The following is a 13,081-nucleotide window of genomic DNA, read 5'->3' on the forward strand; positions in this document are numbered from 1 at the left end:
TGTCATTGCCTTATATCCACCGCCTAAAGTCGGTGGATATAAGGCAACCCCACAATCACAATTACGCATGGACGTTTTTTAATGTGGTGTATTTTGCTGTTCAATGTACTGCCTAATAACCCCAATAGGTGCGCCACCACAACTACCTGCAAAGTAACTTGGCGACCATAACGCACCTCCCCATAGCTTCTCTTTGATGCTCGGATATTGTTTTTTTCTGATTTTGCGACTAGATACCCCTTTAAGAGAGTTTACCAACCTAGAAATACTCACCTTTGGTGGATAGTGTACAAGCAAATGAACATGGTCATCTTCCTTATCAAATTCCACCAATTCGCTCTCAAACTCTATACACACCTGCTCAAAGATACCTCTTAACTCATCTAAAATCTCTTTGGTAAATACTTCTCGTCTGTACTTAGTCACAAAGACCAAATGTACATGAAGATTAAATACCACATGGCGACCCCGTCTTAACTCGGTTTTTTTGACTTGACATATCATTAGACTAAACTTTAAAATATAAAAATCCAATGATACCCAAACCCATGAAAACACTCAAGTTACGCATCAAAGATAAACACATAGACCAACTAAACCGCCTAAGCGGTTTAGTCAATTTCGTGTGGAATTATGTCAATGACTTGGGTTATAACTATTTACAGCGCACAGGCAAATTCTTATCTGCCTATGATTTAAACCACTACACCAAAGGTAGCGGTGAATTACTGGGCTTGCACTCTCAAACCATTCAAGCCATCAATGAAACCCATGCAAAAAGTCGTAAGCAGTTTAAGAAGGCAAAACTTAACTGGCGAACCAACAACCCAAAGTCTAAACGAAAATCGCTTGGCTGGATACCGTTTAAACAATCGGCTATTAAGCACATCGCTACTCACCAAACAGGCAAAAAGGGCTTGAAATCAACCCTGCAACTAAGTCTGGCCAAAGGACAAAAACTTATCATTGATGTCTGGGATAGCTACAACCTTAGCCTTTATCAAATTAACACCTGTGAGATTGTCCAAGACAGCCGTAATCGTTGGTATGCGTGCCTTACCGTCAAAGACTATCCAAAACAAACTTGTGGCACAGGTTCGGTTGGTATTGATCTTGGCTTAAAAGACAGTGCGACCACCTCAAACGGGGATAAACTGCATATTAAGCAAACTCAAATATGGGCTGAAAAACTGTCTATTGCACAGCGTGCAGGCAAAAAAGACCGTGTGCGTGCCATTCATGCCAAGATTAAAAACACAAGGCAAGACCTCATCCACAAATTCACCACCCAATTAGTCAAAGACAATGCCCTAATCGTGGTAGGCGATATTAAAACCACCCAATTTAACAGTAAAAAAGGCAAACTCGCCAAATCGGTTTACGATGCAGGTTGGTTTGAACTCAAACGGCAACTGATCTATAAATGTAAGAATGCAGGTTGCCGTTTTGTAATCGTATCAGAGCGATACACTACCCAAACTTGTTCGTGCTGTGGCGATATGTCCAGTAGTCCGAAAGGTAGGACAGGTCTTGGAATAAGAGAATGGACTTGTGCAAAGTGTGGCACATGGCATGATAGAGATATTAACGCCAGTAAGAACATTCTTGCGGTCGGGCTTGACCGTCTAGCTGTAGGAATCCCCGAACGATAGGAAGGGGAGGAAGTCAACTAGTACAATAAAAGCACGTCGCCAATGAATATTTTTGGTGTGATAGATGTGCCAACCAAAGGAGTCAATGATGGAATTTATCAAAACGCGCGCTGCTGTTGCTTGGGCGCCTAATGAACCGCTGGTGATCGAAGAGCTGGACTTAATGCCGCCACAAGCTGGAGAAGTGCTCGTACGCATCGTGGCAACAGGCGTGTGCCATACAGACGCTTATACTTTATCAGGCGCAGATTCTGAAGGTGTTTTTCCTTGTGTGCTTGGTCATGAAGGTGCGGGCATCGTTGAGGCTGTCGGTGAGGGTGTGACCGATTTTGAGGTCGGTGATCATGTAATCCCGCTATATACAGCTGAGTGTGGCAAATGTAAAATGTGCTTATCTCAAAAAACCAACTTATGTTCGGCAGTACGAGAAACACAAGGCAAGGGTTTGATGCCTGACGGTACTGTTCGGTTTTTCAAAGAAGGTGAGCCGATTTATCATTATATGGGTACATCGACTTTTTCAGAATATACCGTGGTGTCTCAGTATTCATTGGCAAAGATTCAAAAAGATGCCCCTTTGGAAGAAGTATGTTTGCTTGGCTGTGGTGTGACCACTGGCATGGGCGCAGTCCTAAAAACAGCCAAAGTTAAGCCAGGTGATACGGTGGCGATTTTTGGTTTGGGTGGCATCGGACTTGCTGCGGTGATCGGTGCTCGCATGGCAGGCGCTGACCGCATCATTGGCATTGATATTAATGAAGATAAATTTGCCAAAGCGCTAGAGCTTGGGGCGACAGAATGCATCAATCCTAATGAGTTTGACAAACCGATTCAACAGGTCATCATCGAGATGACCGATGGCGGTGTGGATTTTTCGTTTGAGTGTATCGGTAATGTCGATGTCATGCGAGCGGCGCTTGAGTGCTGTCACAAAGGCTGGGGTGAGAGCGTTATTATTGGTGTGGCGCCAGCAGGTGCTGAGATTTCTACGCGCCCATTTCAGCTGGTAACTGGGCGTGTGTGGCGCGGATCTGCGTTTGGTGGTGTCAAAGGTCGTAGCGAACTGCCTGGTATTGTGCATCAATATATGCAAGGTGATTTTGCGCTGAATGATTTTATTACCCATACCATGCCGCTTGAGCAAATCAATACTGCCTTTGATCTGATGCATGAAGGTAAGTCGATTCGCAGTGTGATTCATTTTTGATTTGGGTGATTTATGGAATTGATCAGTTGTCATAAGATGTTTGATGGTGAGCATCGCCGTTATCGCCACTTTTCTAAAGCTGCTCAAGGCAATATGATCTTTGCAATCTACTTGCCGAAGCAGGCGCTTGAAGGAGCGCGCTTACCTGTGTTGTATTATTTGTCAGGTTTGACGTGTAATGATGAAAATTTTTCAACTAAGGCGGGCGCTCAGCAGCATGCTTCCAAGCACGGGATAATTCTGGTGATGCCTGACACATCACCGCGCGGCGAGAGCGTGCCTGATGATGAGGCTTATGATTTGGGTCAAGGTGCTGGATTTTATGTTAATGCGACAGTTAGCCCTTGGTCGGCTCATTACCAAATGTATGATTATGTTGTCCATGAGCTGCCAATGCTGATTGAGGTGAACTTTAAGGTTAGCTCAAAAGCGATCTGTGGACATAGCATGGGCGGTCATGGCGCCTTGCAAATCGGGCTAAAAAATCCTGACGCTTATACCAGTATTTCTGCCTTTGCGCCGATTGTCAATCCATCCATGACACCTTGGGGTCAAAAAGCATTCACTGCTTATTTGGGGGAACAAAAATCCGATTGGCAGGAGTACGACAGTACTTATTTGGTCGCAAAAGTGCCAAAATCTTTGCCCATTCGTATCGATCAAGGTCTGGCAGATGATTTTTATCCAAATCAGCTGCAGCCTGAGCAGTTTGTTGCCGCCGCCCAAGCAAATGGCGTTGAGGTAGATTTACACTTGCATGATGGCTATGACCACAGCTACTTTTTTGTTGCAAGTTTTATTGAGGCACATATTAAATTTCATGCAAAGTATCTGAATGATTCTGATGTCTAAGCAAGATCAGACTCATTATGATCATTGGCTTGATATCACAAACCCCCATCAATGATGAGAGTTTCACCTAGCAACAAATAACAGTAATATCCAATGAATATTAGTAATATCACTTGCTTTATTTATGGTTATTTATTAGTATACTAAGTAACCTAAATTACTATTTTCCCCTATGCGTATTTTAAAACTCAGTGAATTTGCCAAGCGGGTTGGTTATCATCCTAAGACGATTCAAATCTTTGATAGAGATGGTCGCTTTCCCGCTAAAAAGAACAGTGCTGGTCGTCGTTATTACACTGAAGAAGATGTGTTGTTGTTCTTACAACAGTTCAATCCAGCGTTTGCGGAACTGCGAGATAAGCCCCGTAAGGTAGTGACCTATACTCGGGTATCATCCTCGGGACAAAAGGTTGATTTACAAAGCCAACAAGCCTTTATTGAAACTTTTGTGGTCAGTCGTGGTATTGCTGTGGATTTACACCTATCCGATGTCGACTCAGGCTTAAACTACAACCGTAAGAACTTCTTAAAGCTGATGGATATGGTTGAGAATGATGAAGTCTCTGAACTCATCGTTGCTCATAAAGACCGCTTGGTTCGTTTTGGCTTTGAGTATTTTGAGCGCTTATGCCAAAAGCACAACACTAAATTAACCGTGATTAACTTGGAATCTTGTTCACCGGAAGAGGAGTTTACCCAAGATTTAATCTCAATCGTACATTGCTTTTCAAGTAGACTGTATGGACTTCGCAAGTACAAGAAGAACACCGCTCAGCTAAGCCGTGATTTAAAGCTGGATGAGTCTGTAGATACACAGAGCGAAGAGTAAATTTGAAATGAATAAATCCACCAACACAGCCATACGCACCACCAAGCACCGCTGAGTGGTTGCTGATGACGCCACTGCAATGGCAATGGTGGATTATTTCTACGCCTATCAGACAGCAAGATTATACTTCTCTCGTTCATTAAATGATGCCAGTTTTAATGATGGCATCAATTTTAAAAACGGTTATTCGTACATCGATGTGCGTAACCACTTCATGAAGCATGGTCGCCTTGAGTGGGACACACCGCTGACCGCAAGAATGTGGAAGAATGCACTGGAAGAAGCCTATCTACTTCAAGAACGCACCTTTGCGGGTGGTTTATTGCGTGTTAAAGACCGTCTTAATGCCTATGTGTACAATCACAGCTTGTTTCAGACACTCAGCGATGATGAACGCCACCCTCTGATGCTGATTAACTTTGTGATAGCTAAGACAGGTAAGTACTTAAAGCTTGAACAGCTATGGCGTGAACATGGCATCATTGAGGGCTTTAAACAGTTTATTTCCCAACATGTAAAGAAAGCTAAGTTCCCAACCAAGCTTAATATCAGCACCTATGCCAATAAGGTCAATTCACTGTGTAAAAAGCATATCAAACAAACCAATGTTAATAACCTAGCAGCGGTATATCAACCAACCATCCGATTAGATGAAAACTACTATACCATCAAAAGCGTCTTTGATGAAGCCAGTAAGCGATACCAGCATCACCTCACCTTGGTCAATCTTGATGGGTGCAAGCGGTTTACAGGTATCACGCTATCAGGTTATCACCATATCGCCAATTTTAGCAAGATGGGATACAGTAAAAGCCTGATCATGAGTTTTGATTATGACATCAAAGATGGCTTATGCAAGCCTGTGTTTTATTTGCATTTAGGATTTGATGTTAAGCCGAATAAGGTTAACGCCAAGTCAGATCAACAGGAAACCAAGAATACCACTCGTAAACCAAACATCCTAGCCGCTGACTGGGGAACAACAGAGCTATTTACTTTCTCAAATGGCGATGTGTTCTATCCAAATAACGGTGTGTTTTACAAGAAATGCGCTGATAAACAGCTTGAACTTCAGCGAGTGCTAAGCCGACTTGAATTAAAACGCCGTGAGAACAAGCGTCCTATTGAGTACGGGATTTATCAATTGGTTGCCAACACCAATCCAAGCAACTATTTGGCAATCAAAGCAAAATCCAATCAAGACTTTAAGAAACTCACTCGGCAAATCCAACAGCATCAGCTATCCCAAGCCAAAGACTTGGCGGACTACTTGATTGATAACCAAGCGGATGTACTGGTGTATGAAAATGCCGATACGAATTTAATGAAACAAGACGGTCCTGTAAGAACCCGTAGCCGTCATTTTAAACGCTTATTAAACTTGATGACACTACATGATTTCATCGAGCAAGTGAGCGATAAGACCAAACTTTATCATCCTAGGTTTACTGCTGTTGCGATTAATCCAGCGTACAGCTCTCAAACATGCCCCGCTTGTGGTTTTGTGGACAGTCGTTCACGAAATGGGGATGTGTTTTGTTGTGTAGCTTGTGGTCATGTACCACAGCCTACTGCTAGTTGTCAGGTCATACCTCCGAAAGATGGCGCACAAGCCAGTCAATCAGATTATGCAGCCGCAGTAAACCTATTAAATCGATATATGTGCGTCGATGCTTTGCTTGGGATTAACAACCATACGCCAAAGCAGAAAGTAAAAGTCAAGCTCTTGCAATTATATGAGGCTATCAAACATCTTGATACCTCTTATGACAGTGTTCTGCTTGACCAAAGTATTAGAGTCAAGGTAAAAACTCACCTTGACTCACAAATGCTCACATAAAATGGAACAGTGTTCCGAATGGCTGTGACCTGAATGAGTATCTGCTTGTCCGTGTCCTTCATGCGCTGAATGATCGTGAGCATGATGGGTAGATGGTTCGCCATGATGGTCGTGACCATGCCCACCGTGCATGGCTTGCATGATCGGCATACTAAAGGCGATCGCAAAGCCTGAGATGAGCATCACCACGCCGCTAAACTTACGCAGATTGAAGACGGCAATCTTAGACTTGAGCCATGCGACCACTGTACCTGTCGCCAGCAGCATCGGTAGGGTGCCAAGCCAGAAAAACACCATGAATGCCGTCGCGGTCAACCCTGCTTGACCATCGGCAGCAAGCCCCAGTGCAACCCCAAGCGCCCCATACACCAATCCACATGGTAAAAATCCCCAAAGCAGCCCTGCGGCAAGCGCTTTTGGCAAGCTGTCCATGGGCAGAACTTTGGCGCGCAAAGGTGCAAGGGTGTTCCAAAATTTTAAGCCAACTCTTTCAATGCGATTAAGTACTGGTAAGCCTAGCATCAATAAAGCGGCAAAAATGAGTGCGCCGCCGAGCAGATATTTAGGCAGCGCACCATTTGCCATCAAAGGCGCTAAGATGTGCTTGCCAAATGTCGCCACCAAAAGCCCCAAGATAACATAACTGCCCAAGCGCCCAGTATGATAGCCAAGCATCAATAAGGTGCGCTTGGCAGGCGCCGCATCTTTCATTGATAATCCAAAAGCTGCCACGATCCCACCACACATGCCCAGGCAATGTGGTGACCCAAGCAAGCCCATGCTAAAAGCAGCAAAAATCAGCGCAGCAGTCATTGATGATCCTTAGAAATATTCTTTCGGCGAGCTTGTCGGTCATCTAGAATGATCTGCTCGGGGGCATTGTCCAAATCTTCGAATTGATTGGACTTCACCGCATAATAAATCGCCCAAATCGCCACCACAAACAGCATGAGGCTTAGGGGGATTAGTAGATAAATACTGAGCATGGCTAGCCTTGGTTAAAAAATTGGGTATATTCTACCAAAAATTTGCCCATAAAGGCAGACTTTGTGATTTTTTGGATGAAGCTTGGTGCTGGCTTTAATTAAGACATGCAGCTGACCGCCACCGCTTCTTCTGCCAAAGCCATACGAGTGTCATCAGAAGTGGCGATGTCCTGAATGTGATAAGGATCGCTCAGCAGTCTAAATAAGCGTGCCACTTCAGAAAAATCATCACGATGCGCAGACTCAATGGCGCGCTCTGCCATGTGATTTCTAAGAACGTAGATGGGATTGACCGACTGCATGAGCGAAATGGCATCAGCTTTGGTGGTGGTTTTCTGAACATAACTTAAATAATCATGTACCCACTCATGCCAATGGCTATGTGCAGTATGGGGCAAGCTGTGCATCAGATTGATAAGTAACCCATGCTCATGCTCAAATTGCTTGCTATGATCGTCTTGATCCAGCAAAGCAATCAGCGCACGAAAGCTGTTGGTGTAATCCAAACGGTGCGCCTGCATCAAAGTTAGCAAGCGATAGCCAAGCTGTATGGCAGGCTCGGACTTCTTAAGACCAAGCTTTTGACACAGCCCATCATGATAAGTGTCGGTAAAGACTGTTTTATAGGTGGTCAAGGCGTGATCGATATCATATTGGGTAGTAAGCAGACCAAAAGTGCGATAGACCGTTGATAGATTCCAGCGTCCGATCATGGGCTGATTTTGATAAACATAACGACCTGTATGGTCTGAGTGGTTATTGATCCAAGTTGGGTTAAAACCTTCCATAAAGGCAAACGGTCCAAAGTCCAGCGTAGAGCCCGTGATATTAAGATTATCAGTATTCATGACGCCATGACAAAAGCCAACCAGCTGCCATTTGGCAATCATGCGTGCGGTATTGGCGGCAATTTCGGTTAAAAATTCAGCGATATTAGCAGTATTTTGCCCTTTATCATACAAATGCGGGTAATAACTTTGGATAATTTTAATGACAAATTCTTCAAAATAATCAGCCGCATACATCGATACCCACTCAAAATGACCAAGGCGCACGTGGCAGTCACTGACACGAAGCAGGGCGGCGGCATGTTCGATATATTGGCGCTGAATGCGGGTGTCAGACACGATGACGCCGATGGCATCTGAAGCAGGGATATTTAAGCCATTGAGCGCATGACCACCCAAATACTCACGGATAGAGCTTGCCATCATCGCACGCCCATCTCCGCGCCGTGAATAGGGCGTAAGTCCTGCACCTTTAAGATGTAAATCGATCAATCGACCCGTTTTTTCGTCTTGTAATTGAGCGATCAATAAACCGCGACCGTCGCCCAGTTGACCTGCCCATTGACCAAATTGATGCCCTGCATACGCCATGGCGATCGGCTGTAGCGCATGAGGTGCGATGTCGCTGAGTGGTGCCAAAAGACCCGAAATCACCGACAGCCAATCATCGTCACTAAGTGCTGTCAATCCCAGCTGATCAATAAGCGGATGGTTGAGCGCGATGAGTTTTGGATTATCCAGTGGTGTGGGTGAGATGTGGCGGTATAGCCGCTCGTCGTGTTTAAGATAGTCATGCACAAATTTCATAAGTGATCCGTTATTTATTTTATTATTATATAAAAGAAAACCCTTTATCCAACTATACAGATAAAGGGCGGAGAAAACAAGGCTTGGATATTAAACAGCTTTACCTTTAAGGTGTAGATAGGCTTGCTCAATGCGGCGGCTGTGTTCGAAGATTTTCGCTTCTACTTGAGCAAACTGAGTCTTGAGCTTTTCGTCTGCTTCATTGAGGCGATCGGCAAATTCTGCTCGCTTAAGCTCTATGGCTTTGGCTTTCAGGGCATGCCACTCTTCCACAGTCTTGGTAAAGTCATCATATTCTGCACTGATGCGCTCTTTGAATGCGCTCAAGCGCTCATCAAGGCTTAGCTCACCGCCTTTGGCGATACGCTCTTGGGCGCGCTTAAACTGCATGGTGACTTCGGCATGTTTGATGGTCAGATCATCCACGCGCTTTAGGTTGCTGGCTAAGCCAACTTTGGCAAGCAGACCGATAATCCATTTGGTTGGATCATATTGCCACCATTTGACACCATTGCGGTAGTCATATTGAAAATAGTGATGATAATTATGATAACCTTCACCCCAGGTCAATAACGCAAGTATGCCATTATCACGCGCCGTATTCTCATCAGTATAAGGGCGTGTACCAAACATATGGCACAGTGAATTGATGAAGAAAGTAAAATGATGTGTCAAGACCAAGCGAAGCAGACCTGCGATCACAAATGTCCCGAGCATATCCCCTGTGATCAGACCGATGATCGCTAAAACAACGACATTCGTGGCAACCACCCAAAACCCATAATATTTATGCTGAAGGGTAAGTAGTTTATCTTTTTTTAGGTCAGGGATGTTTTTGTAGTCATATTGACCGCTGGGGTACTTGCGAAGCATCCAACCGATATGGCTAAACCAAAACCCGCGGCGGGCTGAATATGGGTCATCATATTCATCATCGACATGTCGGTGGTGAATGCGATGTCCTGAACACCAGTCAAATGCTGAGCTTTCAACCGCCAAAGTTGCGCCAAGCAGCAGCACATACTTAACGATAGGGTGGGCATCATAAGACTTATGTGCCCACAAGCGATGATAGCCTGCAGTGATAGAAAGCCCTGTCCACGCCATCAAAATGGCAAAAGCGACCCACACGCCCATGCCGACACTGTGCGTCCACAGATACCAAGGCACAATGGCGACCGCCAAAAATAAAGTAGATAAAAGCACGACTGCAGGCACCCAGTTGATGGGCGCTTTGTCAAAAGCTTCAGGATTGCGTTCGATACTCATAAATGGTATGGATCCTATAGTAAAGGTGGCAAACTGACACAGTTTAGAAAAATTTTGCAAATAACGGTAAATTCATTCCAAATATTTATGCAAAATTTATGATAAACCAATTTCGCAAAACAAGTAGTTTCAATGCATTCAGAAGAATTTTTATAATAAAATATGCTAACACAAAACCTGCTAAATGTGAACAATTATTCACATATTTTTGGGATGAAATTGTAACAACCATGATCCAAATCCTGCCTCATGTTTCGCGCCTCCTGCATCATTCAGTCATCAGCAAGAATGGTTTAACAATATGGTAAGTTTAAAAAAGTCTCACCAATTTTTATTGTGTTTTGTTATAATCTTGATATTTATTTTCATCGTTAAAAAAGGATACAGCATGACCAATCGCAAGCAGCAATTCGAGCTGCGGGAGATGCGCATTTTGCAGACGGCTGAGCAGTTATTGCTTGAGTCTGGCGAGGGGGATTTGACACTAGATAGTCTTGCTTTGACATTGGATTTGGCAAAAGGGACGCTTTATAAGCATTTTGCCAGTAAAGATGAGCTGCTTTTGCGAATTTTGATTGATTATGAAAAACGTAAACTTGATATGATCATCGTTGAAGATGGTGCTGGGGCTGGCGTGGCTCGACTGGTGCTTCAGTTGGTCAATTTGCCGCATCGCGCGATTTTGTTCAATCATATCGAAGAGCGCCTGTCATCGACGACTTCTGGACTGAACAAGATGTTTGCTGAATTGTACCGCGTGCGACGAGAGCGCATGGTGCGCATGTCTAAGATCGTTCAGGTTTATCTGACTGAACAAAACAGCGATATGAATATTCGTGACTATATGGCGACACTATATGCGGTTGGGCAAGGCGGTGCAAGCTTACTGAATTCAAGCTTTTATCAGCGCTATTTGGGTCGGCGTGACACCCTAAAGAGTGCTTTGGTGCGTCAGATGCTGGATTTGCCAAAGCTATATCCTAAGGCTGATGATAAGCCAGCAGATGAGATTTCCCAAAGGCTATTGGCAGCCAGCCAAGATATGAGTGAAGAAGAGATTCTTGAGCTGGCAGAGGCGATCGGGCAGACCATCACGCCTTAAGTTCTTATCTAAAGGTTGCCAAATCACTACCTGATGAAGACCAAAAGATGACGATTTGGCTCATACATAGATAAAAAATATCCCAAAAGTCTTTGGGATATTTTTGTGTGCAAAGTATTAAACGTCTTCTTCTCTGAACTGCGGTACAGGTGCTTTAAAGCCGCGCGTCTTGATACCAAGCCAAATAAAGCCCATTGCCGCCCAGAACAGACCTACTTTGAAGGTCAGCGCGTCAACTTCTAGCCACATCAAGAACACACTGATAAAGCCAGCGGTTGGTACGATGATATAGCTTAAGACATCTTTTGCATTATGCACGTGTTTATTTCTAAAGACATAATGGAATAGCACAGAGATATTCACAAAGCTAAATGCAGTCAAGGCACCGAAGCTGATCAGGTTCACCACCGACTCAAGCGTCACAAAACCAGCAGTCAAGGCAACAGCACCTGCGATCAAAATGTTATTGACAGGCGTAAATAATGTAGGGTGAATTTTACCAAAAATGTCTTTACTAATCACGCCATCACGACCCATCACGTACATCAAGCGAGAGACGCCTGCATGAGCCGAGATGCCCGAAGCCATAACCGTCACGATTGCAAAGCCAAGCACAACTGCCTTAAAGACCGCGCCGCCGACAGCTTCTAGGATTTCAGGCTGCGTTTCATCCACCAATTTAAAATAGGTTTCTGGATGATTTGGGAAGTACAGCTGCATGAAATAGGTGCTGATGATAAACACGATACCAGCGATTAAGGTGGTCAAAATCATCGCTTTTGGTAAAACGCGTTTGGCATCTTTGGTCTCTTCAGCAAGTGTTGAGAGCGCATCAAACCCTGTGAAAGAAAAACACAAGATCGTCGCACCAGTGATCAGCGCGCCCACCGAAGTCATGCTGTCCCAAAATGGTGCCATGCTCCACAGATGATAGGCGTTTTCAGGGCTGATGATGCCATCGGCATTTTGTCCTGCTGATAGCGCATCATAAGTCAAGAATACAAAAACGGCAATCACCGCTAACTGCACAAAGACGATCCAGCTGTTAAAATACGCCACAACCTTTGAGCCAAATAAATTGACGCCAGTCATGATCGCTGTCAAGCCGATGACCCATACCCAGTGATTAACTGCAGGGAAAAGCGCTTCTAAATAAATCACCGCCAAAATGATATTCACCAGTGGCGACAGCAAATAGTCAAGCCAACTTGACCAACCCACCATAAAGCCCATTGATGGGTTAATAGATTTTTGGGTATAAGTATAAGCAGAACCTGATGAAGGATAAGCACGAATCATATGACCGTAACTCACCGAAGTCAACAAAATCGCAATCAAAGCAAAAATATACGACATAGGCACATGACCGCCGCTATCACGAGATACCATACCAAAGGTATCAAGCAAGGTCATGGGCTGAATGTAGGCAAGACCGATAATGATTACATGCCATAAACCAAGGTTTCGCTGTAGACGAGCGACATTTGAAGTGGGAGAAGTATTCAACGATGGTATTCCTTTTAAGTGTGCATAAATGCAGCGAACACAAAAGGGAACTAAGCTTCATCGTGCCAAAGGATTTGGCGACTGTTCGATTAGGCTATCTGCTCCGAAAATTTAAGGGTTAAACAAAATAAAGAGGCTACCAATTTGACCAAATGTAACGGCAAACTGATAACCATGTAAGAACGTGTGAATTTTAGCCTAAAATCTTTAATTTGTCAGCAATTTTTTGCGTTATTTTGGCAG

12 protein-coding genes are annotated in these 13,081 nt (G+C 44.2%); 6 read left to right on the plus strand and 6 right to left on the minus strand.

From position 1 onward, the window contains the following. Positions 1-78 precede the first annotated feature (78 nt). A complete protein-coding gene (gene tnpA, locus U0021_RS07290) occupies positions 79-504 on the minus strand; it encodes an IS200/IS605 family transposase (RefSeq protein WP_114799900.1) in 426 nt (141 codons plus the stop codon). A 44-nt stretch (positions 505-548) separates the two neighbouring features. Here tnpA and U0021_RS07295 point away from each other — a divergent pair, with 44 nt between their 5' ends. The 5 genes from U0021_RS07295 to U0021_RS07315 all read left to right on the plus strand — a co-directional run bounded on the left by U0021_RS07295 (position 549) and on the right by U0021_RS07315 (position 6,380). Further along, on the plus strand, positions 549-1,652 hold the full coding sequence (locus tag U0021_RS07295; RefSeq protein WP_327037437.1) for an RNA-guided endonuclease InsQ/TnpB family protein: 1,104 nt from the start codon (positions 549-551) through the stop codon (positions 1,650-1,652). 97 nt (positions 1,653-1,749) lie between these two features. Then, positions 1,750-2,859: an S-(hydroxymethyl)glutathione dehydrogenase/class III alcohol dehydrogenase gene (locus U0021_RS07300; protein ID WP_456152524.1), complete on the plus strand. Its 1,110-nt coding sequence runs from the start codon at positions 1,750-1,752 to the stop codon at positions 2,857-2,859. Between the two features lie 12 nt (positions 2,860-2,871). Continuing rightward, the gene (fghA, locus tag U0021_RS07305) at positions 2,872-3,711 is read left to right on the plus strand and encodes an S-formylglutathione hydrolase (RefSeq protein ID WP_114800616.1); all 840 of its coding nucleotides are present in this window, start codon (positions 2,872-2,874) and stop codon (positions 3,709-3,711) included. A gap of 172 nt (positions 3,712-3,883) precedes the next feature. Continuing rightward, complete coding sequence (locus U0021_RS07310) at positions 3,884-4,540, plus strand: IS607 family transposase (protein WP_114800617.1); 657 nt, start codon at positions 3,884-3,886, stop codon at positions 4,538-4,540. A 55-nt stretch (positions 4,541-4,595) separates the two neighbouring features. Then, entirely contained in the window at positions 4,596-6,380 is a 1,785-nt protein-coding gene (locus tag U0021_RS07315; RefSeq protein WP_114800618.1) for a zinc ribbon domain-containing protein, read from the plus strand. Here U0021_RS07315 and U0021_RS07320 read toward each other — a convergent pair. From U0021_RS07320 to U0021_RS07335, 4 genes are all read right to left on the minus strand, one after another. Then, entirely contained in the window at positions 6,363-7,193 is an 831-nt protein-coding gene (locus tag U0021_RS07320; RefSeq protein ID WP_114800619.1) for a sulfite exporter TauE/SafE family protein, read from the minus strand. The two genes, U0021_RS07315 and U0021_RS07320, sit on opposite strands and share 18 nt — an antisense overlap. Further along, the gene (gene ccoS / locus U0021_RS07325; RefSeq protein ID WP_078255285.1) at positions 7,190-7,366 is read right to left on the minus strand and encodes a cbb3-type cytochrome oxidase assembly protein CcoS; all 177 of its coding nucleotides are present in this window, start codon (positions 7,364-7,366) and stop codon (positions 7,190-7,192) included. Before ccoS ends, U0021_RS07320 begins: the two co-directional genes overlap by 4 nt. 98 nt (positions 7,367-7,464) lie before the next feature. Then, complete coding sequence (locus U0021_RS07330; protein WP_114800620.1) at positions 7,465-8,961, minus strand: protein adenylyltransferase SelO; 1,497 nt, start codon at positions 8,959-8,961, stop codon at positions 7,465-7,467. A gap of 90 nt (positions 8,962-9,051) precedes the next feature. Continuing rightward, the gene (locus tag U0021_RS07335) at positions 9,052-10,230 is read right to left on the minus strand and encodes an acyl-CoA desaturase (RefSeq protein ID WP_114800621.1); all 1,179 of its coding nucleotides are present in this window, start codon (positions 10,228-10,230) and stop codon (positions 9,052-9,054) included. Between the two features lie 388 nt (positions 10,231-10,618). Here U0021_RS07335 and U0021_RS07340 point away from each other — a divergent pair, with 388 nt between their 5' ends. Next, positions 10,619-11,332, plus strand: coding sequence for a TetR/AcrR family transcriptional regulator (locus tag U0021_RS07340; protein WP_167366897.1), 714 nt, complete (start codon positions 10,619-10,621; stop codon positions 11,330-11,332). A 117-nt stretch (positions 11,333-11,449) separates the two neighbouring features. On the opposite strand, the gene U0021_RS07345 is transcribed toward U0021_RS07340, so the two are convergent. Then, positions 11,450-12,838 (minus strand): APC family permease, encoded by a 1,389-nt coding sequence (locus U0021_RS07345; RefSeq protein WP_114800622.1) that lies wholly within the window; start codon positions 12,836-12,838, stop codon positions 11,450-11,452. Positions 12,839-13,081 lie beyond the last annotated feature (243 nt).

This window comes from Moraxella canis (assembly GCF_034424565.1).
GTDB lineage: Bacteria > Pseudomonadota > Gammaproteobacteria > Pseudomonadales > Moraxellaceae > Moraxella > Moraxella canis.

Bases quoted from the DNA above. Each gene is read 5' to 3' on its own strand.
- ccoS (WP_078255285.1), bottom strand. From the start codon at position 7,366: ATGCTCAGTATTTATCTACTAATCCCCCTAAGCCTCATGCTGTTTGTG.
- U0021_RS07340 (WP_167366897.1), top strand. From the start codon at position 10,619: ATGACCAATCGCAAGCAGCAATTCGAGCTGCGGGAGATGCGCATTTTG.
- U0021_RS07295 (WP_327037437.1), top strand. From the start codon at position 549: ATGAAAACACTCAAGTTACGCATCAAAGATAAACACATAGACCAACTA.
- U0021_RS07310 (WP_114800617.1), top strand. From the start codon at position 3,884: ATGCGTATTTTAAAACTCAGTGAATTTGCCAAGCGGGTTGGTTATCAT.
- fghA (WP_114800616.1), top strand. From the start codon at position 2,872: ATGGAATTGATCAGTTGTCATAAGATGTTTGATGGTGAGCATCGCCGT.
- U0021_RS07335 (WP_114800621.1), bottom strand. From the start codon at position 10,230: ATGAGTATCGAACGCAATCCTGAAGCTTTTGACAAAGCGCCCATCAAC.
- tnpA (WP_114799900.1), bottom strand. From the start codon at position 504: ATGATATGTCAAGTCAAAAAAACCGAGTTAAGACGGGGTCGCCATGTG.
- U0021_RS07320 (WP_114800619.1), bottom strand. From the start codon at position 7,193: ATGACTGCTGCGCTGATTTTTGCTGCTTTTAGCATGGGCTTGCTTGGG.
- U0021_RS07330 (WP_114800620.1), bottom strand. From the start codon at position 8,961: ATGAAATTTGTGCATGACTATCTTAAACACGACGAGCGGCTATACCGC.